25 protein-coding genes are annotated in these 24144 nt (G+C 74.4%); 18 read left to right on the top strand and 7 right to left on the bottom strand.

Annotated elements, in window-relative coordinates:
• Window positions 1-19: 19 nt before the first annotated feature.
• Window positions 20-1486, bottom strand: coding sequence for a dihydrolipoyl dehydrogenase family protein (locus CMN_RS11510; protein ID WP_015490981.1), 1467 nt, complete (start codon window positions 1484-1486; stop codon window positions 20-22).
• A gap of 260 nt (window positions 1487-1746) precedes the next feature.
• Between CMN_RS11510 and CMN_RS11505 the strand changes: the two genes are divergently transcribed.
• The 7 genes from CMN_RS11505 (at window position 1747) to CMN_RS11475 (ending at window position 8152) form a co-directional block, all read left to right on the top strand.
• Entirely contained in the window at window positions 1747-2880 is a 1134-nt protein-coding gene (locus CMN_RS11505; protein ID WP_015490980.1) for a bifunctional 2-methylcitrate synthase/citrate synthase, read from the top strand.
• 73 nt (window positions 2881-2953) lie between these two features.
• Entirely contained in the window at window positions 2954-4531 is a 1578-nt protein-coding gene (gene metG, locus CMN_RS11500; RefSeq protein WP_015490979.1) for a methionine--tRNA ligase, read from the top strand.
• Window positions 4532-4588: 57 nt separating this feature from the next.
• Window positions 4589-5539 (top strand): TatD family hydrolase, encoded by a 951-nt coding sequence (locus tag CMN_RS11495; RefSeq protein WP_015490978.1) that lies wholly within the window; start codon window positions 4589-4591, stop codon window positions 5537-5539.
• Entirely contained in the window at window positions 5536-6447 is a 912-nt protein-coding gene (rsmA, locus tag CMN_RS11490; RefSeq protein WP_015490977.1) for a 16S rRNA (adenine(1518)-N(6)/adenine(1519)-N(6))-dimethyltransferase RsmA, read from the top strand. Before CMN_RS11495 ends, rsmA begins: the two co-directional genes overlap by 4 nt.
• Before the next feature lie 10 nt (window positions 6448-6457).
• Window positions 6458-7396, top strand: coding sequence for a 4-(cytidine 5'-diphospho)-2-C-methyl-D-erythritol kinase (locus CMN_RS11485; RefSeq protein ID WP_015490976.1), 939 nt, complete (start codon window positions 6458-6460; stop codon window positions 7394-7396).
• Window positions 7397-7529: 133 nt separating this feature from the next.
• On the top strand, window positions 7530-7823 hold the full coding sequence (locus CMN_RS11480; protein WP_041465296.1) for a hypothetical protein: 294 nt from the start codon (window positions 7530-7532) through the stop codon (window positions 7821-7823).
• 47 nt (window positions 7824-7870) lie between these two features.
• Window positions 7871-8152: a hypothetical protein gene (locus tag CMN_RS11475; protein WP_015490975.1), complete on the top strand. Its 282-nt coding sequence runs from the start codon at window positions 7871-7873 to the stop codon at window positions 8150-8152.
• A 55-nt stretch (window positions 8153-8207) separates the two neighbouring features.
• On the opposite strand, the gene CMN_RS11470 is transcribed toward CMN_RS11475, so the two are convergent.
• A complete protein-coding gene (locus CMN_RS11470) occupies window positions 8208-9914 on the bottom strand; it encodes a glycosyltransferase family 39 protein (RefSeq protein ID WP_015490974.1) in 1707 nt (568 codons plus the stop codon).
• On the opposite strand from CMN_RS11470, the gene CMN_RS11465 reads away from it, so the two are divergent.
• Entirely contained in the window at window positions 9913-11100 is a 1188-nt protein-coding gene (locus CMN_RS11465; protein WP_015490973.1) for a ThiF family adenylyltransferase, read from the top strand. The genes CMN_RS11470 and CMN_RS11465 overlap by 2 nt on opposite strands.
• Window positions 11101-11128: 28 nt before the next feature.
• On the opposite strand, the gene CMN_RS11460 is transcribed toward CMN_RS11465, so the two are convergent.
• Both CMN_RS11460 and CMN_RS11455 read right to left on the bottom strand, forming a co-directional pair.
• Window positions 11129-12403 (bottom strand): hypothetical protein, encoded by a 1275-nt coding sequence (locus tag CMN_RS11460; RefSeq protein ID WP_015490972.1) that lies wholly within the window; start codon window positions 12401-12403, stop codon window positions 11129-11131.
• A 92-nt stretch (window positions 12404-12495) separates the two neighbouring features.
• Entirely contained in the window at window positions 12496-13341 is an 846-nt protein-coding gene (locus CMN_RS11455) for a helix-turn-helix transcriptional regulator (protein WP_015490971.1), read from the bottom strand.
• A gap of 160 nt (window positions 13342-13501) precedes the next feature.
• Here CMN_RS11455 and CMN_RS11450 point away from each other — a divergent pair, with 160 nt between their 5' ends.
• Together CMN_RS11450 and CMN_RS11445 are read left to right on the top strand one after the other, a co-directional pair.
• Complete coding sequence (locus CMN_RS11450) at window positions 13502-14440, top strand: SDR family oxidoreductase (protein ID WP_015490970.1); 939 nt, start codon at window positions 13502-13504, stop codon at window positions 14438-14440.
• Between the two features lie 26 nt (window positions 14441-14466).
• Complete coding sequence (locus CMN_RS11445) at window positions 14467-15078, top strand: acetyltransferase (protein ID WP_015490969.1); 612 nt, start codon at window positions 14467-14469, stop codon at window positions 15076-15078.
• 52 nt (window positions 15079-15130) lie between these two features.
• On the opposite strand, the gene CMN_RS11440 is transcribed toward CMN_RS11445, so the two are convergent.
• A complete protein-coding gene (locus CMN_RS11440; protein WP_015490968.1) occupies window positions 15131-15628 on the bottom strand; it encodes a YflT domain-containing protein in 498 nt (165 codons plus the stop codon).
• Window positions 15629-15732: 104 nt separating this feature from the next.
• Here CMN_RS11440 and CMN_RS11435 point away from each other — a divergent pair, with 104 nt between their 5' ends.
• From CMN_RS11435 to CMN_RS11400, 8 genes are all read left to right on the top strand, one after another.
• Window positions 15733-16212 (top strand): MarR family winged helix-turn-helix transcriptional regulator, encoded by a 480-nt coding sequence (locus CMN_RS11435; RefSeq protein ID WP_015490967.1) that lies wholly within the window; start codon window positions 15733-15735, stop codon window positions 16210-16212.
• A 156-nt stretch (window positions 16213-16368) separates the two neighbouring features.
• The gene (locus CMN_RS11430) at window positions 16369-18387 is read left to right on the top strand and encodes an aldo/keto reductase (RefSeq protein WP_015490966.1); all 2019 of its coding nucleotides are present in this window, start codon (window positions 16369-16371) and stop codon (window positions 18385-18387) included.
• Window positions 18366-19409, top strand: a complete 1044-nt coding sequence (locus CMN_RS11425) for a LacI family DNA-binding transcriptional regulator (RefSeq protein ID WP_045929276.1) — start codon at window positions 18366-18368, stop codon at window positions 19407-19409. The genes CMN_RS11430 and CMN_RS11425 overlap by 22 nt, the downstream gene beginning before the upstream one ends.
• A gap of 89 nt (window positions 19410-19498) precedes the next feature.
• Window positions 19499-19981: a VOC family protein gene (locus CMN_RS11420; RefSeq protein ID WP_015490964.1), complete on the top strand. Its 483-nt coding sequence runs from the start codon at window positions 19499-19501 to the stop codon at window positions 19979-19981.
• 61 nt (window positions 19982-20042) lie between these two features.
• Window positions 20043-20393 carry a GntR family transcriptional regulator gene (locus tag CMN_RS11415; RefSeq protein ID WP_015490963.1) on the top strand — a complete coding sequence of 117 codons (351 nt, stop codon included), beginning with the start codon at window positions 20043-20045 and terminating at the stop codon, window positions 20391-20393.
• Window positions 20390-21349, top strand: a complete 960-nt coding sequence (locus tag CMN_RS11410; RefSeq protein ID WP_015490962.1) for a DUF1648 domain-containing protein — start codon at window positions 20390-20392, stop codon at window positions 21347-21349. Before CMN_RS11415 ends, CMN_RS11410 begins: the two co-directional genes overlap by 4 nt.
• 182 nt (window positions 21350-21531) lie before the next feature.
• The gene (locus CMN_RS11405) at window positions 21532-22239 is read left to right on the top strand and encodes a helix-turn-helix transcriptional regulator (protein WP_015490961.1); all 708 of its coding nucleotides are present in this window, start codon (window positions 21532-21534) and stop codon (window positions 22237-22239) included.
• Between the two features lie 76 nt (window positions 22240-22315).
• The gene (locus tag CMN_RS11400) at window positions 22316-22690 is read left to right on the top strand and encodes a VOC family protein (RefSeq protein WP_015490960.1); all 375 of its coding nucleotides are present in this window, start codon (window positions 22316-22318) and stop codon (window positions 22688-22690) included.
• Between the two features lie 43 nt (window positions 22691-22733).
• Here CMN_RS11400 and CMN_RS11395 read toward each other — a convergent pair whose 3' ends face one another.
• On the bottom strand, window positions 22734-23000 hold the full coding sequence (locus CMN_RS11395; protein ID WP_015490959.1) for a MoaD/ThiS family protein: 267 nt from the start codon (window positions 22998-23000) through the stop codon (window positions 22734-22736).
• A gap of 1 nt (window position 23001) precedes the next feature.
• Window positions 23002-24087: a GTP 3',8-cyclase MoaA gene (gene moaA / locus CMN_RS11390; protein ID WP_374058275.1), complete on the bottom strand. Its 1086-nt coding sequence runs from the start codon at window positions 24085-24087 to the stop codon at window positions 23002-23004.
• Window positions 24088-24144 lie beyond the last annotated feature (57 nt).

Raw genomic sequence — 24144 nt, 5'->3', positions numbered from 1 at the left:
CGCCCGACCGGACGCCGCGTCAGTCGAGCTCGCCCGCCCGCTCGTCCTCCTGCAGCAGGCGCCGGGCCGCGATCCCGATGATCGCGCTGTACGTCGGGTACGCGAACCGCACGTGCGCGAGGGTCGCGACGTCGACGCCCGCGGCCATCGCGGTGGTGACCGACTGGATCACCTCGACCGCGTTCTCGCCCACGGCGTGCGCGCCGAGGATGAGCTCGCGGCGGCGGTCGGCGATGAGGAGGAGGAAGCCGGCCTCGCGGTCGTCGATCACCGCGTGGTCGACCTCGGAGAACGGCACCCGCGCGACCACGCACGCGCCGTCGCGCTCGCGCGCCTCCGCCTGGGTGAGGCCGACGCCCGCGTAGTCCGGGTCGGTGAAGCCGCCTGCGGGGAGGAGCTGCGGCGGGATCGGCCGGTTGACGCCCAGCACCGCGTTCTCGGCCGCCGCCTCGCCCTCGGACTGCGCCGCCTGCACGAGCATGTCCTTCCCGTTGGCGTCGCCAACCGCGAGGATGTGCGGCACGCGCGTGCGGAGGTAACGGTCGACCGGGATCGCCGAGCGCTCCACCTCGAGCCCGGCGTGCTCGAGCCCCAGGTCGTCGACGTCGGCGGGCCAGCCGGTGGCCATGATCACGGCGTCGAAGCTGGAGGACTGCGGGCGGTCGCCGTCGCGCCAGAGCAGCGTGATGGACCCGTCGCCCGTCTTCGTCAGGCCCGTCACGGTGTCGATGCCCGTGCGCACGCGCACGCCCTGCGCGGTGAACGCGTCGGCGACGGCCTCGGAGATCGCCTCGTCGGACGCAGTGAGCACGCGCGGCGCGACGTCGAGCAGCGTGACCTCGGAGCCGAACGAGCGGAAGACGGTGACGAGCTGCGCGCCCGTGTTGCCGGCGCCGATGACGGCGAGGCGGCGGGGGATCCCCGGCAGCGCGAGCACGTCCTCGGGCACGGTCGCGAGGTCGGCGCCGGGCACGGGCAGGCGCTTCGAGTGGCCGCCGACGCACACGATGATCGCGCCCGCGGTGATCCGCCGGCCGCTGTCGAGCTGGAGCGTGCGGTCGTCGACGAAGCGGGCGCGGCCCTCGTGGATCAGCGTCACGCCCGCCGTCTCGAACCGCGCGGCCTCGTCCTTGAGCGACCGCACGCGGTCGACCTGCTCGTGCACGCGCGCGACGATCGACGGCCAGTGCGGGGTCGGCTCGCCCCCGCCGATCCCGTTCTCGCCCGCGGAGCGCACCTCGCGCACGAGCCGCGCGGTCTTCGCGAGCACGCGCGTGGTCACGCACCCGGTGTTGACGCACGTGCCGCCGACGCGGCCGGCCTCCAGCACGACGACGGACGCGCCCAGCTCGGCGGCGCGGAGGGCGGCGGCGGTGCCGGCGGGGCCGGCGCCGATGACGGCGACGTCGTAGCGGTCGGGTGCGGTCGCGGCGTCGCTCGCGGTGTCGGCTGCGGCGGGATCGGCGTGGTCGGTGCTCTCGGGCATGGCGTCCTCCGGGTCGGCGCCGCGGTGCGGGCGGCGCCTCGGGAGCGCCTGCTGGTGAGGCTAGCGAGCGGAGCGGCCGCCGACCCGGGAGCGGAGCCGCCCGTCATGCCCGTCACTCCCCAGACCGTCGCCGTCCGTCCATCGCGCGACCGTCGGCGACCCTCGCCCCCGCGCCACCCGCCCCGATACAGTGACGAATGCACCCGGAGGCGACCCGATCCGCCCGACCACGCGGGTGCGGCATGACGCGAAGGAGCACCATGACCGACATCCGCAAGGGCCTCGCCGGGGTCGTCGTCGACACGACCCGCATCAGCAAGGTCGAGCCGGCCACCAACTCCCTCCTCTATCGCGGGTACCCCGTGCAGGAGCTCGCCGCGCACTGCTCCTTCGAGCAGGTCGCGTACCTCCTCTGGCACGGCGAGCTGCCCACCGACGAGGAGCTCGCGCACTTCGAGAGCCAGGAGCGCACGGAGCGGCGTCCGTCCGACGCGGTGCTGCGGATCGTCGACGCCCTGCCCGTCGACGCGCACCCGATGGGCGTCCTGCGCACCGCCGTCAGCGCGATCGGCGCCGCGGATCCCGCGCCCGACGACCAATCGGCCGAGGCCGACCTCGAGCGCTCCGTGCGGCTGCTCGCGCAGATCCCCGTGCTCATCGCCTACGACCAGCGCCGACGCCGGGGCCTCGCCCCGGTCGAGCCGTGCGACGACCTCGGCCTCGCCGAGAACCTCCTCCTCATGGTGCACGGCGACCGGCCCACGGAGGCCGACGCGAAGGCCATGGAGGTGTCGCTGATCCTCTACGCCGAGCACTCCTTCAACGCCTCCACGTTCACGGCCCGGGTCATCACCTCGACGCTCGCCGACCTGCACTCGGCCGTCACGGGCGCGATCGGCGCGCTCAAGGGCCCGCTGCACGGCGGCGCCAACGAGGCCGTCCTCGAGACGCTCGACGAGATCGGCGACGCGTCGCGCGTCGAGTCGTGGCTCGAGGAGGCGCTCGCCGCCAAGCGCAAGGTCATGGGCTTCGGCCACCGCGTCTACCGCGCGGGCGACTCGCGCGTGCCCACCATGAAGCAGGCGCTCGACGACCTCGTCGCCGTGCGCGTGGCCGGCGGCGGCGAGGCGGGTGAGTCCGCCCGCCTCACCATGGAGCTGTACGACGCGCTCGAGCGCGGCATGGCCGAGCGCACCGGGATCCTGCCGAACCTCGACTACCCTTCGGGCCCCGCCTACGCGCTCCTCGGCTTCGAGACCCGCGTTTTCACGCCGCTGTTCGTCGCGGCGCGCGTGGTCGGCTGGACGGCGCACATCGTGGAGCAGCGGGCGTCCAACTCGCTGATCCGGCCGCTCTCGGAGTACGACGGACCGGCGGAGCGCCACCTCTCCTGACCGCCCCCGGGCCCCCGCTGTCGCCCCGGTCACACGACCGGGAGCGCTCCCGCCGATCGTTAGGATGGAGCCCATGTCCCGCGGCGAGCCCTTCTACATCACCACGCCGATCTTCTACGTGAACGACGTCCCGCACATCGGGCACGCGTACACCGAGGTCGCCGCCGACGTGCTCGCCCGCTGGCACCGCCAGCGCGGCGACGACACCTGGTTCCTCACGGGCACCGACGAGCACGGGCAGAAGATCCTGCGCACCGCGACGGCGCACGACACGACCCCGCAGGCCTGGGCCGACCGCCTCGTCACCGAGAGCTGGCAGCCGCTGCTCGAGGCCGTCGACATCTCCAACGACGACTTCATCCGCACCACGGACGCCCGCCACGAGGAGAGCGTCAAGATCTTCCTGCAGCGCCTCCACGACGCCGGGTTCATCTACACGGGCGAGTACAAGGGCTACTACTGCGTCGGCTGCGAGGAGTACAAGCAGCCGTCCGACCTCCTCGAGGGCACGGGGCCGTTCGAGGGCCAGCTCGTCTGCGCCATCCACTCCAAGCCCGTCGAGCTGCTGGAGGAGAAGAACTACTTCTTCCGCATGAGCGACTTCGGCGAGCGGCTCCTCGCGTTCTACGAGGAGCGCCCCGACTTCATCCAGCCCGAGAGCGCCCGCAACGAGATCCTCTCCTTCGTGCGTCGGGGCCTCGAGGACCTGTCGATCTCCCGCTCCAGCTTCGACTGGGGCATCCCGATCCCGTGGGACGAGAGCCACGTCGTCTACGTGTGGTTCGAGGCGCTCATGAACTACGTCACGGCCATCGGCTACGGCGTCGACGACGAGGGGTTCCGCCGCCGCTGGCCCGCCACGCACCTCGTGGGCAAGGACATCCTCCGCTTCCACGCGGTCATCTGGCCGGCCATGCTCATGGCGCTCGGCGAGGAGCCGCCCCGCCGCGTCTTCGGCCACGGCTGGCTGCTCGTCGGCGGCGAGAAGATGTCGAAGTCGAAGCTCACGGGCATCGTGCCGCAGACCATCACCGACACCTTCGGCATCGACGCGTTCCGCTACTACTTCATGCGCGCCTTCGCCTTCGGGCAGGACGGCTCGTTCAGCTGGGAGGACCTCAGCGCCCGCTACCAGGCCGAGCTCGCCAACGGGTTCGGCAACCTCTCCTCCCGCGTGATCGCCATGGTCGGCCGCTACTTCGACGGGCGGATCCCCGAGGCCAACGAGGTCACCGAGGCGGATCTCCGCGTGCAGAGCGTGGCGCGCGCCGCCGCCTCCACCGCGGACGACGCCATCGAGCGGCTCGCGATCCACGAGTCGCTCGCCGCCGTGTGGACCCTCGTCGACGAGCTCAACGGCTACATCACGAGCCAGGAGCCGTGGGCCCTCGCGAAGAAGGACGAGGACCGCGCGCGCCTCGAGACCGTGCTGCACACCGCGGTCCGCGGCCTCGGTACGCTCGCCGTGCTGCTCGCGCCCGTGCTGCCCGGCGCCACCGCGAAGCTCTGGACCGCGCTCGGCGGCACCGGCACGGTCGGCCAGCAGCGCATCGACCTCGCCGACGAGTGGACCGGATCCGGCGTCGTCACCCCGCTCGAGGCGCCGCTGTTCCCGCGCATCGAGCAGGAGCCGGCGACGCCCGCCGCCTGACTCGGCGGCGGCCCCGCCGACCGGGCGGCGACCGCGCCCGTCGGTAGAGTGAGCGCGATGTCCGAATCCAGCTACGTGCGCCAGCGCGACACCACCGCGGTCCACGGCCAGACGCGCGACCTCACGTACCCGCCGCTGCCCGAGGCGCTCACGGTCCCCGTCTACGACAACCACACGCACCTCGAGATCGCCGACGGCGAGTCGCCCATCGACTTCACCGAGCACCTCGACCGGGCGAGCTCGGTCGGCGTCCGCGGCGTCATCCAGGTCGGCGGCGACCTCGAGACCTCCCGCTGGTCGGCGGAGACCGCGGCGCACGAGCCGCGCATGCTGGCCGCCGTCGCGATCCACCCGAACGAGGCCCCGGCCCACGAGGAGGCGGGCACGCTCGACGACGCCCTCGCCGAGATCCACGAGCTCGCCGGACGCCCGCGCGTGCGCGCCGTCGGCGAGACCGGCCTCGACTTCTTCCGCACGGGCGAGGAGGGCCGCGCGGCCCAGCAGCGCTCGTTCGAGGAGCACATCCGCATCGCGAAGGAGCGCGGCATCGCCCTCCAGATCCACGACCGCGATGCGCACGACGAGGTCGTCGCCACGCTGCTGCGCGTCGGCGCCCCCGAGCGCACCGTCTTCCACTGCTTCTCCGGCGACGAGGACCTCGCCCGGATCTGCGCCGAGAACGGCTGGTACATGTCGTTCTCCGGCACGGTCACCTTCAAGAACGCGCACGACTTGCGGGAGGCGCTCGCCTTCGCGCCGCGCTCGCTCCTGTTGGTGGAGACGGACGCGCCGTTCCTCACGCCCGTGCCGTTCCGCGGCCGGCCGAACGCGCCCTACCTCATCCCGCACACGCTCCGCGCGATGGCCGCGCACCTCGGCACCGACGTGTCGATGCTCGCCGCGCAGATCTCCTCGAACACCGAGCTCGTCTACGGGCGCTGGGACGACGAGCCCGTGACGTCGCCCGCGAAGGACCCCGCCGAGATCGACCCGGCGAGCCGCGCGTGAGCGACGAGACGGCAGCCGCCGCGCCCGCTCCCGTCGCCCCGACGCTCCTCGGCCCCGCCGAGATCCGCGACCTGGCCGAGCTGCTCGGCGTCGCGCCCACGAAGAAGCTCGGGCAGAACTTCGTCATCGACGCCAACACCGTGCGCCGCATCGTGCGGGTCGCGCGCGTCCAGGCGGGCACGCACGTGGTGGAGGTGGGGCCCGGCCTCGGATCCCTCACGCTCGGCCTCCTCGAGACGGGCGCGAGCGTCGTCGCGGTGGAGATCGACGGCCGGCTCGCCGAGCAGCTGCCGATCACGGTGGGCCTGTATCAGCCGGACGCCGCGCTCACCATCGTGCACGAGGACGCGCTCCGCGTCGCCGAGCTGCCGGGGGATCCCACCGCGCTCGTCGCCAACCTGCCCTACAACGTGTCCGTGCCCGTGCTGCTGCACCTGCTCGAGCACTTCCCGGCGATCCGCACGGGCGTCGTGATGGTGCAGGCCGAGGTCGGGCACCGCATCGCCGCGGAGCCCGGATCCAAGGTCTACGGATCCCCGAGTGTCAAGGCCGCCTGGTACGGCGCGTGGCGCACGGCCGGCCAGGTCAGCCGCCAGGTGTTCTGGCCGGTGCCGAACGTCGACTCGGTGCTCGTCGCGTTCGAGCGGCACGCGGAGCCGTTCGCCTCGGAGGAGCTGCGCACGCGCACCTTCAAGATCGTCGACGCGGCCTTCCAACAGCGCCGCAAGATGCTCCGCCAGGCGCTCGCCGAGCTGCTCGGCGGGAGCGAGGTCGCATCCTCGCTCCTCGAGGCCGGAGGGGTCGCCCCCACTTCGCGGGGCGAGCAGCTGAGCGTGCACGACTACCTCCGCGTCGCCCATGCCTGGGCGGATCGCGAGGCGAACGGAGCGCCTCCCAGCCTCCGCTAGGTTGGAGCACATGACCTCCGCGGCCACCAGCTCCGACGTGGTGCACGCGCGGGCCCCGGGCAAGATCAACGTCTCCCTCACCGTGGGCGCCCTCCAGGAGGACGGCTACCACGACGTCGCCACCGCGTACCAGGCGGTCAGCCTCTACGAGGATGTGTGGGCCACCCGGTCGGACGGCTTCTCGGTCGAGTTCGGCGGATCCATCGACACGTCCCACCTCACCACCGGCGCCGACAACCTCGCCGTCCGCGCCGCACGGCTCCTCGCCCGGAGCACCGGCCACCGCGGCGGCGTGCACCTGCGCATCGAGAAGAACGTGCCCATCGCGGGCGGCATGGGCGGCGGATCCGCGGACGCCGCGGCCACCCTCCTCGCCTGCGACGCCCTGTGGGGCACCGAGCGCACGCGCGACCAGCTGCTCGCCCTCGGCGCGGAGCTCGGCGCCGACGTGCCGTTCGCGCTCGCCGGCGGCACCGCCATCGGCACCGGCCGCGGCGACCGCCTCAGCCCCGCGCTCGCCAAGGGCACCTTCCAGTGGGTGCTCGCCATCGCCGAGTTCGGCGTCTCCACGCCCGACGTCTACGGCGAGCTCGACAGGCACCGCGAGCGCCACGCGCAGGACATCTTCCCGGCGCAGCAGATCCCGCAGGTCGACTCGGGCGTGCTGCAGGCGCTGCGGGCGGGGGATCCGCACATGCTCGCCGAGGTCCTCCACAACGACCTCCAGGCGCCCGCGCTCCACCTCGCGCCCGGCCTCGGCGAGGTGCTGCAGCTCGGCGAGGAGAACGGCGCGCTCGCGGGCATCGTCTCGGGATCCGGCCCCACGGTCGCGTTCCTCGCGGCCGACCTCGACAGCGCGCTCGAGCTGCAGATCGCGCTGAGCGCCGCCCGCCTCCAGGTCATCCGCGCCACCGGGCCCGTGCACGGCGCCCGCATCATCACGGGCTGACGCGCGGTCGGCGGCGCGCAACGCGGCGAGGTCCTGCTCGAACAGACGCCGGATCCCCGGGTCGTCGAGGTCGGCGGCGTCCGCGCCGCCGGGAACGGCGAAGGCGGCGGCCTCCGCCTCGTAGACGGACCGGATGAAGCAGGACGACCGCGCGCCCACGTCGTCGAGCGCGTCGAGCACCTGGGCGATCGCCCGTCGATTGCGCCAGCTGCCGGCGACGAAGAACGAGCTCATGCACACCATCACGTGCGCCGCCGCCGCGGTCGCAATAACCGTCACCGCGGGCCTCCCGCTCGCGCTCATCGCCCCGGCCGCCGCACACGCCGCGGCTCCCGCGCACGCGCACACGGCCGCGGCGGCCCACGCGGACCGACCGCCCGCGTCGCGCTGCCCGACCCGCGGCGCATCACCGGGACGGGACCGCTGACCGTCCACGGCACGCAGCGCGCCATCTGCGCCGGCTCGACCACGTGCGTGGAGTTCCACGGCACGGGCGTCCCGGACGGGATCGTCACCGTCACGTACCCCGTCGTCCGGGACCCGCTGTACCGCAACCGCCAGGTCGCCGGGTTCATCGTGGTGTCGGAGAAGGTGCACGTCGACGGCTCGGGCGACTGGTCGCTCACCACCGAGTTCCCGAACGCCGCCATCACGACGGACGCCGCGGGCCACCGCGGCCTCGTCTACCACGTGGTCGAGACGCCGGACGGCACCGCGGTCACCGCGCGCTTCGAGGGGACCATCGCGGTCCGCTGATCCGCCGCTCCACCCGTCCGACCACGTGCGGGCGCCTGAGGACGCGGCGAGCGGGTCAGCCCGCCGCGACCCGCTCGTAGCGCTCGACGTTCGCGTTCATCACGTGCCAGTCGTCGGTCTTCGCGAAGCCGCGCGGGGTGAGCGCCTCGGCCACGTCGTCCCGGATGTCCTGCTTGTCGCTCGTGACGAGCCACACCACGTCGGCGCCCTCGACCTCGTCGACCCGGTCGGCCAACGGGTAGGTCTCCTCCCAGAGGCCGTCGGTGTCGCCGGGCGGGGTGCGTAGGAGGATGTCGTCCATGCCGCGGAAGGCGTCCGGGTACGAGTACGCGACGATGCGCGAGGTCGCCTTCGGGTGGCGGCGGACCGGCCCGAAGATCACGGCCTCGGTCGTGCCGGGCGCCTCCTGCGCGCGCTCCTCCGAGACGATCCGCGCGATGGCGGCCCAGTCGGAGTCGGCCTTCACGGTGGTGGTGCGGTCGTGCACGAGCTGCATCACCGACAGCGCCACGAGCACGGTCGTGACGGCGGCGACGAGCGGCTTCCACCGGAGCGCGAGGATCCCGACCGCCATGAGCATCGCGAACGCGGGCGCCGTGTACGCCATGTAGCGCGGCGAGTAGAGCGGCGACATGAGGGTCGAGGCGCCGATGAGCAGCAGCGTCGGCACGACGAACCACACGACGGCGAGCTGCAGGATCGTCGGCGACCACCCGGCGTGCAGGTACGCCGACTCGAACTCGGCGAGGGCGCCCTCCGGCTCGAGGCGCGAGGCGCGGCGGGCGCGCACCAGGCGGATCCCGCGGCGCACCAGCAGCGCGAGGCCCACGAGCGCGAGCGCCCAGGCGAGGAAGCCGAAGACGTCGTTCTGGGAGAAGAGCTGCGTCGAGATCACCTGCGTGATCGTGTTCGGGCCGATGGGCTTGATCCACCCCACCTGGCCCGACTGCTCCGTCACCACGCGCACGAGCGGCAGCGACAGGAGCCCGGCCGTGATGGAGGCGAGCGCCCAGCCGAGCAGCGACACGACCATGGGCCGGCGGCTGCGGTGGCCGACGCGCGCGGAGGCGATGGCCCACAGGATCACGACGCCGTGCGCGCCGACGAGCAGCGCGAGGTACACGAAGGTGGAGGCGCCGAGCCACGCGAGCAGCCCGTACAGCGCCCACCACCGGGCCTGCACCTGCCAGCGGGATCCGGCACGGCGGGCCGCCAGCACCAGCACGATCGTGAGCGCCACCGCGATGAGCGTGCCGAGCGCGAAGGAGCGGCCCTCGGTGCCCATCCACGCCGAGCGGGGGATCACGACGAAGACCAGCCCGGCGACGATGCCCGTGGCGCGCGTGGAGACCGTGCGCGTGAGCAGAACGACGCCCGCGGCGGCCAGGCCGATGAACACCGCGCTCGGGAAGCGCAGCGACGTGGGGGAGTAGCCGACCAGCTCGAACCACACCTTCATGCCCGCGTAGTAGAGGCCGTGGACGGCGTCGACCGTGCTGAGCTCGCGGAGGAGGTCGTCCCAGCCGCGCGTGGCCGAGATGACGGTGGCGGCCTCGTCGTACCAGACCGAGGGCGCGCCGGCGAGGGGGAGCGCGAGCAGGAAGCCGAGGAGGCCGATGAGCCAGGCGTCGCCCCAGCGGCGGTGGTGGAAGCGGCCGAGCGGGCCGCCGGGGCGACCGCCGCGGGGACCGTCGGCGGGCCGTCGTACGCTGGGACCGGTCGACGCGGGTCCGCGTCCGCCGTCCGTACGGAGGTCTGTCATGGGGTCGTCTCTGCCGCTCGTCGATCGGGAGGGCACCGACCCCGGGGGGCGGGGCCTGGGTGGTCATGGCTCCGGGCAGGATGCGCACGAGCGGCGCGAACGCCACTCCCGGCACCTCGCCCTTCCCGGCATCGGGATGGGGGGTCAGTCCCGCATCGACCAGGCGCGCGTGCTCGTGATCGGCGCGGGCGGCCTCGGTTCCCCCGTGCTGCAGTACCTGGCCGCGGCGGGGATCGGGACCCTCGGAATCGTAGACGACGATGCTGTGGACCTCTCGAACCTCCAGCGCCAGACCATCCACGGCACGCCCGACGTCGGCCGGCCGAAGACCGCGTCAGCGGCGGATTCGGTGCGCCGCACCGATCCCGGGATCGAGGTCGTCGAGCACGCCGAGCGGCTCACGAACGACAACGCCCTCCGGATCCTCGGCGGCTACGACGTGGTCGTCGACGCCACCGACAACTTCGCCACGCGCTACCTCATCAGCGACGCGGCGGCCCTCGTGGGCGTGCCGTGCGTGTGGGGATCCGTGTACCGGTGGGACGCGCAGGTCACCGTCTTCTGGGACGCGGCGCCCGACGGCCGCGGCATCGACTACCGCGACGTCTTCCCCGAGCCGCCGGCCGACGGCGCCGTGCTCTCCTGCGAGGAGGCGGGCGTGTTCGGCGCGGTGTGCGGCACGGTCGGCGCGCTCATGGCGACGGAGGTCATCAAGCTCGTCACGGGCGCGGGGACGCCGCTGCTCGGCCGGGTCGTGGTGCTCGACGCGCTCGCCGGCACCAGCCGCACCATCGGCGTGAAGCGCGCCAAGGGCCGCCAGCGGGTCACGGCGCTCGCCGACTACGACCTCTTCTGCGGCGTGGGCGCCGCCACCGACGGCACCGAGCTGGACGCGGAGGAGGTGGAGGGGATCCTCGCCTCCGACGAGCAGGTCGTCCTCCTCGACGTGCGCGAGCCCGACGAGCGCCTGGTCGACTCCATCCCCGGCCACGTCGCGGTGCCCGTGCGCATCGTGACGGTGGATCCGGGAGCGGTGCCCGGCGCGATCACCGACCGCGTGATCGTCTACTGCGCCTCCGGTGTGCGCTCGCGGGCGGCCGCGGTGGCCCTGCGCGAGGCGGGGCGCGACGCGGTGAGCCTGCGCGGCGGGATCCAGTCGTGGCGGAGCGTGGCGGGGCGGGCGTGACGGACGGCCTCAGGCCGCGGTGCGCCTGTCAGCTCTCGTCCTCTGAGACGTCCGGCGTCTGACCGCCGTCGCCCTTGCCGCGTCGGCGCCGCAGGGCACCCTCCGCGAGCTTCAGCTGGAGGCCGTCGGCGGCCGCACGTCCGCGCCCGAATGCCGCCGCGCCGAGACGCCGGGCGGCAGCCGCGCCCTCGGCACCCTGGTCGCGCGCCGCATCCCACGTGTCGCCGACCGCGACCAACCAGGGCCGAGCTTCCAGCGCCTCGCGTTCGTCGGCGACGCCGAGCAGGCCGTTGAACTGCACGACGCCCGTGGCGGCTCGGTTGCTGGATCCCACGATCGCCCGCGAGTCGAACGGGTTGAGCAGCACCTTCGCGTTCGCGGTGCCGGCGGCGGCGTCCATGCGCTCGAGCAGGCGGTCGGTGGTGCGGCCGATGAGTACGAGCCGGTTCTGCCGCACGGTGCGCAGCGCGAGGCGGTGCTCGTCGAGCTCCTCGGGCGACGCATCGAGCACGCGGTCGAGCTCGAGCACGGCGACCGCGTCCTGGAGCTGGAAGCAGCGGGCGAGCACGGCGAGCCACTCGCGCACGGTCGCCTCCGCGTCCTTCGTCACCCGCACGAGGTCGTCGACCTTGGTCGTCTTCTCCATCTTCTCCGCGAGCGCGTCGAGCTGCCGGAGCGCGTAGCCCTGCGTGCGGGCGAGGATCTGCATCGTCCCCTGCACCTTCGACCACGTGATGTCGGAGACCCGGCCGACCTGGGCGCGGATCAGCGTGCCCTCGTCGACGACCATCTCGACGCCGATCATGTCGGCGAGCACGGCGTCCTTCTGGCCGCGGAGGATGTCGTCGACCTTCGCATCGATGACGGCGAGGTAGTCGCTGATCTCGTCCATGGCCTGCTGCATCGCGTACTGGGCCATGACCGCGCCGACGGCGGCGGCGACGTTCGGGTTCGCCAGCGCCTTGCCGGGGCCGGTCGTGAATTCGAGGATCTTCTTGGTCTTGCCGCCATGCATGACGATCGCGCGGCTGAGGTGATCGGCCGAGCCCTTCATCGCGGGGTTGCTCGCGAGTGCTGCTGCCGACTCCTTGGTCAACTTGATCCAGCGACCGTGATTCGCGGCGACTTCAGAACCGCCCTGGATGACCGACGCGGCCACGCCGATCACCGGCAACAGCTTCTTCAGCCCGAGGTCCCGCCCCTTCGGCAGGTCGTTCGCCGCGAGGAACCGCTCCACCGCGGCCGGCTCGCCGATGACGGCCAGGCCGTCGCCGTCGCTGATCAGTTGGACGTCGTCATCCACGGGGACTCCTTCGGGTGGGCGGGCAGCCCGGTCGGGTACGGCCCGAGCCTCCCACCGCCGCGGCCGGCCGTGTCGCCCCCGATTGGGGCTCCTCACCCCATCGACTGCGCCCCGATCACCCCGAGGAGCCGCAGCTTCTCGTGGCTCTCCGAGCCGGGCGCGGCCGTGTAGACGAGCAGGTGGTGCGACTGCTCCGGATCCGTCAGCGTCTGGCAGGCGAGCTCCAGCCGGCCGAGTTCCGGGTGCTCGAAGCGCTTCACGGCACCCGGCCGGAGGCCCACCTCGTGCCGGGCCCACAGCTCGCGGAACTCGGCGCTCCGCGGCCGCAGCAGCTCCACGTAGCGGGCGGCGCGGGATCCCGGTCCGCGGCGGGTGGCGACCTCGCGGAGCCCCGAGATCCAGAGGCGGCCGAGGGCGTCGTGGTCCTCCTCGGCGTACAGGCGACGGCTGGCCGGATCCGCGAACCACCGGTACCCGATGCTCCGCTCCGGCCCGGTGAGGTGCGCGGTGTCGCCCGTCAGGGCGACGCCCATCGGCGTCTGCAGCAGCGTCTCGCCGAGCTCGCTCACGACCTCGGCGGGCGTGTCGACGAGCCGGTCGAGGATCCGCTGGAGGCCGGGCCCGACGTGGTCGCCGGATCCGCCGCGCGCGGGAGGCTGGTGCCCCGCGAGCCGGAAGAGGTGGTCGCGCTCGTCGACCGTGAGGTGCAGGCCGTGCGCGATCGCCGCGAGCATCTGCTCCGACGGCTGCGGGCTGCTGCCGCGCTCGATGCGCGCGTAGTAGTCGGCGGACATGCTCGACAGCGCCGCGACCTCCTCGCGCCGGAGCCCGCTCGTGCGGCGCCGCGGGGTGCGGGGGAGGCCGACGTCCTCGGGCTGGAGCGCCTCGCGGCGGCGGCGGAGGAACTCGGCGAGCCCCGCGGGATCCATCTGGCGCATGCGTCCTCCTCGGTCCCGTCCATCCTCCCGGCCGGCGGCGCGCTCAACCAGGACCCGCCGATCCACGTCTCGACGCGCACTGGCTGCCCGGCCGGCGCGCGCCCAGGCTCGGGGCAGCCGATGCGGAACGCCCGCGTCGTCGTCCGCAGGAGGATCCGCCATGCCCCGTCGCCCGATCGACATCCCCGTCCCCGACCTCACGGGCCGCCGCGCCCTCGTCACGGGAGGCAGCGACGGCATCGGCCTCGCGCTCGCCACCCGGCTCGCCGGCGCCGGTGCCGAGGTGCTGCTCCCGGTGCGCGACCGGCGGAAGGGCGAGGCCGCCGTGGACCGGATCCGCGCGCGGCACCCGGCCGCGCGCATCGCCCTGCACGACCTCGACCTCGCCTCGCTGGGCTCCGTGGCGACGCTCGCCGCCCGGCTCGCCGACGAGGGCGCGCCCCTGCACCTGCTCGTCGCGAACGCCGGCGTCATGACACCGCCCGAGCGCCGCACCACCGAGGACGGCTTCGAGCTGCAGCTCGGCACCAACCACCTCGGCCACTTCGCGCTCGTGGGTCGCCTCCTCCCGCTGCTGCGGGCGGGATCCGCGCGCGTCGTCTCGCAGGTGAGCATCGCCGCCGCGCAGAACGCCGTGCGGTGGGACGACCTCCAGTGGGAGCGGCGCTACCGTCCCGGGCGCGCCTACAGCTCCTCGAAGATCGCGCAGGGGCTCGTCGGCCTCGAGCTCGAGCGGCGGAGCGCGGCGGGCGGCTGGGGGATCACGAGCCACCTCGCGCACCCGGGCGTCGCGCCGACGAGCCTCCTCGCCGCGCGCACGGCGACCGGCCGCTCGCGCGACGGGCTCGACGTGCGCGTTATCCGGCGGCTGTCGCGCCTCGGGATCCTGGTCGGCACGCCCGAGACCGCCGCCCTGCCGGCCCTCCTCGCGGCGACCGCGGACGGCGACGGCGGCCGCATGTACGGGCCGAGCGGCCCCGGCCACCTCGGCGGCGCTCCCGCGGAGATGCCGCCGTTCTCGCGCGTCACCGACCCGGACGACGCGCGCCGCATCTGGGCGGTCTCCGAGGAGCTGACGGGGGTGCGCTTCCCGGGCTGAGCCGTCCGCCGTGTCAGGCTCGCGGGATGAGCGCCGAGCCCGTCATCGCCCGATCCGACGACCCGCGGGTGGCCCGCCTCACGGAGGAGGGCTGGATCGTGACCACCCGGTCGTGGGGCGCGCAGCTCGACGCGGCGGACGCGGATCCCGCCCGCCTGCGCGCGCTCGTCGCCCGCGTCGCCGGATCCGCCGTGCTGCGCGAGCTGGGCCCGGACGACGCCCGGCCGACCCTCGCGCTCGACGCCGCCACCCTCGCCGACTACCCGGGCGGCCCGGCCACCCGGCACGCCGCCTTCGCTCCCGAGGACGTGCGGGTGCCGGCACCCGGCCGCCGCGGCTACGGCGCGGTCGACGCGGGCGGCGCGCTCCTCGCGATGACGTTCGTCGACCTGGATCCCACAGGCCTCGCCGCCGAGACCGACGTGACGGTCGTCGACGCCGCCCATCGGGGTCGCGGCCTCGGCACGGCGGTGAAGGCGGCCTCCGTGCTGGCGCTCCTCGAGGCGGGCGTCACCGTGTTCCGCACCGGAGGGTCAAGCGTGAACGCGGCGATCATGGCGGCCGGCGCCGCGCTCGGCTACCGCGTCGACGAGGAGTGGCTCACGCTCGAGGCGCCCGAGGACGCACCCCGGACGTGACGACGCGGACGGGCGGCCGGGCCGTCCGTCCGCGTCGCGATGCTGCGGCGGGTCAGGCGCGCGGCGCGCCGGTCGTGTCGAACAGGATCCGCGACGCCTCGGCGGCCCGCGCGCTGTCGACGAGCACGTCGTAGCGGCCGGCGGTCAGCGTCTGCACGGAGGCGAAGTCGCGCTTCCCGCGGGTGGCGTAGTGGCCGACGAAGCCGAACAGCGCACCCCAGAGCGCGCCGATGCCGACGGCGACGAGCAGGACGCCGAGCCAGGCGACGCCGGGGGTGAAGATCCCGAACAGGAGGCCCAGCATGAGGCCGAACCAGGCGCCGCCTGCGGCACCGCGCACCGCGGCGCTGCCGTTGGTGACCCGGCCCGTCACGGTCTCGACCGTGCGGACGTCGTGGCCCACGATCTGCGTGGAGGCGACGGGGAACTCGCGGTCGGACAGCGTGTCGACGGCGGCCTGCGCGTCGGCGTACTCGGTGTAGCTCGCGATCACCTCGCGGGGCGTGGCCGGGACGGCGTGCGCGCGGGGGTCGGTGCTCGGGGTGGACATGGGGTGCTTCCTCTCGGATCGTGCGGTTCGTGCGTGGCGTCCGGGTCGGACGATATGGTTTGAGTATACCAACGGTCGGCGAGCGCGGAGGGGACGGGGATCGAATGGTGAGCGAGCTCCCAGGCGAGGACGGCGTCGCCGTCGGGGTGGCGATGGAGCGGGCGGTCCTGGCGATCACCCGATGGGCGACGCGGCCCGACGTGCGCCGGCGCATGCTCGCCGACGAGGGCGAGGCGTTCTCGTCGACCGACACCTGGCTCCTCGCCCACCTCGCCGAGCGCGGCGCGACGCGGATGCGCGCGCTCGCCGACTGGCAGGGCATCGACAAGTCGACGATGACGGCGCACGTGCGGCGCCTCGAGGAGCGGGGCCTCGTGATCCGCGAGCCCGACCCCGACGATCGGCGCGCGGTCCTCGTGCGCCCCACACCCGACGCCGAGCGTGTGCTCGACCGCAACTCCGCGACGGCCCGCGCGCTCCTCGGCGAGCTCGTGGGGGAGTGGTCGGCCCGGGAGCGCTCCGAGCTGACGCGGCTGCTCGGGCGGCTCGTCGCCGAGATCGAGGCGGAGGGCGCCGACCGCTGAGCGCGGCGGTCCCGCGGTCGGCGCCCGGCCGTGCCTGGCGCAGCGATGACGTGAACGTTCACGCGCGCATCCGACCGCACTCCTTGACCTTCGGGGATCAGTCCCCGTAGCGTCGTCGTGAACGTTCACGCCGACAACGCCGCGAAGGGCTCCTCCATGACCGACCCCACCCCGACCACCTCGACCGCACCCGGCGGGGCGGTCCTCGGCCCGGGCTCCATCGCCCGCCGCTTCCTCTCCCAGCTCCCCGCGAGCACGCGGGGCGCGCGCCTCGTCGCCGCCGGCAGCTCGAGCGCCGAGCGCGCGGCGGACTTCGCGGCCGAGGCCGCCGACCACGGCTTCGCCGACGTCACGGGCGCCGACTACGACGCCGTCCTCGCGGATCCCGCCGTCGACGCCGTCTACATCTCGACCGTGCACACCGGCCACGCCGACCTCGTGATCCGCGCGCTCGAGGCCGGCAAGGCCGTCCTCTGCGAGAAGCCGCTCGCCGTCAACCACGGCACCGCGATGGCGCTCGTCGACGCGGCCCGCGAGGCCGGCCTCCCGCTCGTCGAGGCGTACATGTACCGCTTCCACCCGCAGACCGCGGCACTCCTCGAGCTGCTGCGCGACGGCGTGATCGGCGAGGTCGCCCACGTCGACGCGTCCTTCTCCTTCCGCACCGGATCCCGCACCGGCCGCCTCTACGACACTGCGACCGCGGGCGGCGGGATCCTCGACGTCGGCGGCTACACGGTCACCGCCGCGGCCGCCGTCGTGCAGGCCGCGACCGGGATCGCCGTCGCCGAGCCGCTCACGCTCGAGGTCGAGGGCACCGTCGGGCCGACGGGCGTCGACGAGTGGTCGGTCGCGCGGGTGGCCTACCGCGGCGGGATCACCGCGACCCTCCGCACCGGCGTCGCCCTCGACGAGCCGCAGGCGCTCACGATCCTGGGCTCGCGGGGCCGCATCCACCTCAGCGACCCGTGGAACCTCGGTGACGAGCCCACCATCGAGGTCTCCGTCGTCGGCGAGGAGCCGCGCACGCTCACCTTCACGGGCGCGAAGCCGTACGCGATCGAGGCCGACGCGACGACCGACGCGCTCGCGGCCGGCCTCGGCGAGGCCGCGCAGATGACCCTCGACGAGACGCTCGCCACCGCCCGCACGCTCGACCGCTGGCGCGCCGCCCTCGAGCTGCGCTACCCGTTCGAGGCGGAGGACGCCGACATCCCCACGGTCTCCCGCCGGCCCTTGAGCGTCCGCGACGACAGCCCGATGCTGTACGGCGAGATCCCCGGCGTCGGCAAGCGCATGTCGCGGCTGGTCATGGGCGTCGACAACCAGCCCGACCTGGCGCACGCGTCCGCGATCTTCGACCACTTCGTCGAGCAGGGCGGCAACGCGTTCGACACCGGGTACATCTACGGCGGCGGCGTGCTCGAAGGGCGGTTGGGGAGGTGGATCCGTAACCGCGGCATCCGCGAGGACGTGGTCGTCATCACCAAGGGCGCCCACACCCCGCACTGCGATCCCGAGTCGCTCACGCGGCAGCTGCTCGAGAGCCTCGACCGCCAGGGCACCGACTACGCCGACATCTACCTCATGCACCGCGACAACGCCGAGGTGCCGGTGGGGGAGTTCGTCGACGTGATGGACGAGCACCAGCGCGCCGGGCGGATCCGCTCCTACGGCGTCTCCAACTGGACGCCCGAGCGATTCGACGAGGCGCAGGCGTACGCGCAGGCCAACGGCCGCGCCGGGTTCCAGGCGCTGAGCGACCACTTCGGCCTGGCCGAGGCGTACGACGTGCCGTGGGCGGGATGCGTGCACGTCACGGATCCCGCGTCCAAGGCGTGGCTCGAGGAGCGGCAGGTCCCGCTGCTCCCGTGGTCGTCGCAGGCACGCGGCTTCTTCACGGGCCGCGCCCGCCCCGACGACCTGAGCGACCCGGAGCTCGTGCGCTGCTACTACGGCGACGACAACTTCGAGCGCCTCCGCCGGGCCGAGGAGCTCGCGGCGGAGCACGGCGTGCAGGCGACGGCGATCGCGCTCGCCTACGTGCTCGCGCAGCCGTTCCCGACCTTCCCGCTGTTCGGGCCCCGCACCATCACGGAGGTCCGCTCCTCGATGCGCGGCCTGTCGATCGAGCTCACCCCGGAGCAGGTGGCGTGGCTGGACCTGCGGGGCTGAGCGGGTCGCGCGCGGCCGGCCGGGAGCCCGGGAGGGACCCGGCCGGCCGCGTCACCATCCACGACGTCGCCGCCGCCGCAGGCGTGTCCCGCCAGACCGTGACGCGCGCGATGAACGGCATGCCGGGCATCAGCGAGGAGACGAAGCGCCGCGTGCTCGACGCCGCGGACCAGCTCGCGTACCGGCCGTCGCGGTTCGGGCGCGGGCTCGTGACGGGCGGGGACCACCAGCTCGGCCTCGTCGTCGACGACCTGCGGAACCCCTGGTCGCCCGAGCTCGCGGCCGCGGTCGTGCGCATCGCGGCGGCCCGCGGCTGGAACGTGTCACTCGCCGACGTGGGCCTCGCGGCCGACTCCGACCGCATGGTGGAGGCGCTCGGGGCGCAGACCGACGCCGTGATCGGGACCCTCGGATCGCGGGCCGCCGAGTGGATCGCGCGGCTCGGCTCGGTGCCGGTCGTGGAGCTGGATCCGCGCGGCGACCCCCTGCGCGCCGCCGTGCAGCTGGACCCGTCGGAGGCGATCGAGGCCCTCGCCGACCACCTCGAGGCCGTCGGCGTGCAGCACCCGGTCGTGCTCGACGCGGCCGTCGCCGCGGGACCCAGCCCGCGCGCCGCGCTGCTCGTGCGCGCGTTCGAGGCCCGGTCGATGGAGGTGTCGGTCGTCCGCGCGTCGGCGCCCACCGCGGAGGCCGCGGCCGTCGCGACCGAGCGCGTCGTGGCCCGCCCGCGCACGGCCGACGCGATCGTGGCCTTCAACGACGTGTGCGCCCTCGGCGTGCTCTCCGCCTGCCGTCGCGCGGGCGTCGACGTGCCGGGGGACGTGCGCGTGGTCGGCATCGACGGCCTGTCGCTCGGCCGCCTGCTCGCGCCCACCCTCACGACGCTCGCGGTGGACCTCGACGAGCTCGCTCGCCACGCGCTCGACCTCGCGGTCGCGATGATCGCGGGCGACCTGCCGCGCTCGGGCCCCGATGTGGTCCGGACGGTGCGGCACCAGCTGGTGGTGCGCGAGTCGGCGTAGGCCGCTGGGCCCTGGCCCGCAGGCCACCACGTGGCTAGCGTGGCCCCGACGGCGCGCGACGAGGCCGCCGTCGGAGCCGAGGAGCAGCCATGCCGCGCATCACCCCCACACTCTGGTTCGGCGAGGAGATCGAGGAGGCGGCGCGGTTCTACGTCGACCTGTTCCCCGGCTCGCGGATCACCGACACCTCGCGCTACCCGGACGACTTCCCCGACCCGGCCCTCCGTGGCACGGCCCTCGTGGTCGACCTCGAGCTCGACGGCCAGCGGATCCGCCTGCTGAACGGCGGACCCGGCATGCCGGCGACCGAGGCGGTGTCGCTGTCGATCTCGGCCGGCGACCAGGAGGAGGTCGACCGCTACTGGGATGCCTTCGCCGCGGACGGCGGGACCGAGGGCCGGTGCGGCTGGGTGCGTGACCGCTGGGGCTTCTGGTGGCAGGTCGTCCCGGAGGCCATGGCGACCACGCTCGGCGGGCCCGACCCCGCGGGCGCCGCGCGCGCCATGGCCGCGATGATGGGCATGGGCCGGCTCGTCGTGGCCGAGCTGCAGGCGGCGTACGACGGGCGCTGACGGGACGCCGCTCCGGCTGTCGCCCTGGTGGTGGCGACCATTGTTCGCATAGAATGCGAACATGCTCATCACGGTGGATCCCGCGGCGAAGGCCTCGCTCGCCGAGCAGGTGGCCACCCAGATCCGCCACGCCATCGCCCGCGGCGAGCTCGCGAGCGGGGAGCGGCTGCCGTCGGCGCGCGACCTCGCGGCGTCCGTCGACGTCAACATGCACACCGTCCTCCGGGCGTACGCCGCCCTGCAGGACGACGGCCTCATCGAGCTGCGGCGCGGTCGCGGCGCGACGGTGATCCGCTCGGGCAACGCCTCGTTCGACCGGCTGCGGACGCTCGTCGAGGAGCTGCGCGCGCAGGCGGACACCCTCGGGGTGCCGATGGACGACCTGTTCACCATGATCAAGGGAGCACGATGACCACCCCAGCACCCCTGCCGACCGGCGCGCGCGTGGCGGTCGTCGCCCCGGCGGCGGTCATCGCCCTGGCGCTCGGCGTCGCGGCCGTGCTGCTCGCGCCGACGCTCCCCGGCCGGATCGCCGTGCACTTCGCCGCCGACGGGACGCCCGACGGGTGGGGCGCGCCGTGGGTGATGCTCGCGGTCGCGGCGGGCCTCGCGCTCGTCGCCGTGGCGCTGGCCGTCGCCGCCCTGCGGGCGCGGGACCGGCGCACGGCGGCCACGGTGGTCCTCGTCGCCAACCTCGTGGCGGGCATCCTCGCCACGGGGTGGATCGCGATCGCCGCGTCCGCCGCCGTCGGCGACGGCACCTTCCCCGTCGGCTGGGGCGTCCTGCTGCTGGGCGTGGGGGCGGTGGCGGCCGCGGTCCCCGTGGCCGTCCTCGTCCGCGCCGCGGGGCCCATCCCCGCGCACGACGTGCCGCCGCTCGAGGTCCCCGCCACGGCGCGCGTCGCCTGGCGCGGGCGCACCGGCAGCGGGTGGTTCGCGGGCATCGGCGCGGCCGTCGTGGTGCTCGGTCTCGTCGCGGCGGCCAGCGCGCCCGCGGGGGACGCCGGCACGGCCGCGCTCACCGGGATCCCGCTGGTCGTCGCCGGCCTCGCCATGCTCGCCCTCGGCCGCGTCGAGGTCACGGTCGACCGGCGCGGGTTCCGGGTGGTGTCGGCGTGCACGCGGATCCCGATCATGCGCGTCCCGCTCGCCCGCATCGAGTCGGCCGGCTGGGAGGACGTGTCCCCGGGGCAGTGGGGCGGCTGGGGCCTCCGCGTCTCGGGTCGCGGCCTCGCCTACGTCACGCGATCCGGGCGCGGCCTCGTCGTGCGGCTCCGCGGCGGGCGCGCGCGCCTGGTCACCGTGGCGGACGCGGACCGCGGGGCCGCGGTCCTCGAGGCGCTGCTCGCGGGGCGCCGCGCGGCCTGAGCCCGCCGGTCAGGCCGCGCGGCGCTCCGCGAGCGGGAGCTCGAGCAGCGACAGCGAGCGCGACCGCCGCGATGAGCACCATGAGCGCGGCGGACGCGACGTCGCGCGGGCCGGCCGGTCGAGCGCGGCGCGCTGTCGCCGACCTGCCGGATCGCGCCCGCGGCACCCGGCTAGGGTCGAGTGTGACCCGCACCGATCGGCTCTACGCCCTCGTGGAGGAGCTGCGTGCGGTGGCGCCCCGCCCGCGGAGCGCGCGCTGGCTCGCCGAGCGGTTCGAGGTCAGCTCCCGGACCATCGAGCGCGACCTGTCGGCGCTGCAGGGCAGCGGCGTCCCCATCTACGCGGAGGCCGGGCGCACGGGCGGCTACTGCCTGGATCCGACGCACACGCTGGCGCCCCTCGGCCTGACGGTCGACGAGGCCCTGGCCGTGACGATCGGGCTGGCCATGCTCGAGAGGAGCCCGTTCCGCGAGGCGGCCGGTTCCGCGCGGCGCAAGGTGGCGGCCGTGATGGACGAGCGCAGCCGAGGCGAGACGGATGACCTCGCCACCCGCATCCGCCTGCTCGACGACGACCGGGCGGCCATGGCGCCTCCGGCGCTGGCGGGCGCGCTGCGGACCGGGCAGGTGCTCCACCTGGTCTACGAGGATCGAGACGGCGCCCGCACCGCGCGGGACGTCGAGCCCATGGGCTACGTCGGCAAGGGCGGCGACTGGTACCTCATCGCCTGGTGCCGGCTCCGGGTCGGCATCCGGGCGTTCCGCGGCGACCGCATCGTCTCGGCGGAGTGCACCGGGGAGAGGCCGCCCCGGCGCCCGTTGCGCACCGAGGACATCGCCATCGTCCACGGCTTCCTGCGCCAGGTGGCACCGACGGAGGATCTCCGCTGAACACCGACACGACGGTGTCGCCACGCCTGTCGAGGATGGATCCGTCGCGGCAGATCGCCCGACGGACGGGAGCACCATGGACCTCGCATCGATCCGCATCATCACGCACGACGTCGACCGGCTCGCCGGCTTCTACGAGATCGTCACGGGGGAGGTCGCCGTCCGCCGAGCGCCCGTCTTCGCCGAGTTCCCGACGGCGACCGGCGTGCTCGCCATCGCGGGCGCGGCGACGGTCGCGATGCTGGGGGACCGCGGCCCGCGACCGGGTCGCAACGACTCGGTGATCATCGAGTTCCTCGTCGGCGACGTCGACGCCGAGTACGCGCGCATCCGCGACCGGCTCGACGACGTGGTCCTCGAGCCGACCACCATGCCGTGGGGCAATCGGTCGACGCTGTTCCGCGACCCCGACGGCAACGTGGTCAACCTGTTCACCCGGCCCGTCGGCTGAGCGCGGGCCTCCGAGTCGACAGGGCGCCGGTCCTCGCCGGGGATCAGCCCCCCGAGAACGGCGGCAGCACGTCCACCGCGCTGCCCGCGGTGAGGGGCGCGTCGCGTTCGGTGGTCGCGACGCCCTCGACGAGGTAGGTGCAGCGGGCGAGGACGGCGGCGGCGTTCGCGGGATCCGCGGTCAACGACGCCTGCGCCTCGAGCGCGTCCACCAGGTCGCCGAGCGTCGCGGGATCGGGCAGGTCGAGCGCGTCGGTCGTGCGGCCGAGCGCGGCGGACGCGGCGGCGAAGAGCTCCACGGGGACGATCACGTCAGCCCCCGATCGCGCTCATCGAGCGGGCGGGCTGGATGAAGTCGGCGTCGTCCATGCCGTGGCCCTTCGGCTTCGCCCACATGGCGCCGCGCCAGAGGTCGGCGATCTCCTGGTCGGAGGCACCGGAGCGGAGCGGCGCGAGCAGGTCGGTCTCCTCGTGCGAGAACAGGCAGCTGCGCACGCCGCCCGTCGCGGTGAGGCGCGTGCGGCGGCAGTCGGCGCAGAACGGTTCGGTGACGCTCGCGATGACGCCGACGCGGCCGAGCATCGCGGTGCCGGCCCCGCCCTCGCGGGAGTGCACGCGCCAGAGCTCGGCGGGGGATCCGTCGCGCGGCTCCTCGTCGGGCACCAGCGTGAAGCGCTCCGACAGGCGGGCGCGGATCTCGGCCGCCGTGATCATCTCGGCCCGGTCCCACGCGTGGTCGGCGTCGAGCGGCATCTGCTCGATGAAGCGCAGCTGGTGGCCGCCCGCGACCGCCCACTCGAGGAGGTCCGCCGCCTGGTCGTCGTTGACGCCGCGCACGAGCACCGCGTTGATCTTGATGGGGGTGAGCCCGGCGGCCGCGGCGGCGTCGATGCCGTCGAGCACGCGGTCGAGGAAGGGGCGGCGCGTGATCAGCCGGAACGTCTCCCCGTGCACGGAGTCGAGCGAGACGTTGATCCGGTCGAGGCCCGCGTCCGTGAGCGCCTGCGCGCGCGAGGACAGGCCGATCGCGTTGGTCGTGAGCGAGATCTCGGGACGGTCGGGGAGCGCCGCGCAGGCCGCGATGATCTCGATGAGGTCGCGGCGCAGCAGCGGCTCGCCGCCCGTGAAACGCACCTGGCGCACGCCGAGGTCGCGCGTGCCGATGCGCACGAGCCGCTCGATCTCGGCGAGCTGCAGCGCCTGCCGGTCGGGCGTGAAGGGGAGGCCCTCGGCCGGCATGCAGTAGGTGCAGCGCAGGTTGCAGCGGTCGGTGAGCGAGATGCGGAGGTCGGTCGCGCGGCGGCCGAAGGGGTCGAGGAGCGCCGGATCGTCGGGCCGGGCGGGGCCCGGAGCGGCGGCGGGACGCGGCATCGCCGGCATCCCCAGCGAGGTGCTCATGCGTCCAGGCTACGCGCGCGCCGGGGCGGGGCCGACGTGTCGCGGATCATGCATGCT

Origin of the sequence: Clavibacter nebraskensis NCPPB 2581, assembly GCF_000355695.1 — a bacterium.
Taxonomy (GTDB): Bacteria; Actinomycetota; Actinomycetes; order Actinomycetales; family Microbacteriaceae; genus Clavibacter; species Clavibacter nebraskensis.
This window is presented reverse-complemented; position numbering and strand designations above follow the sequence as displayed.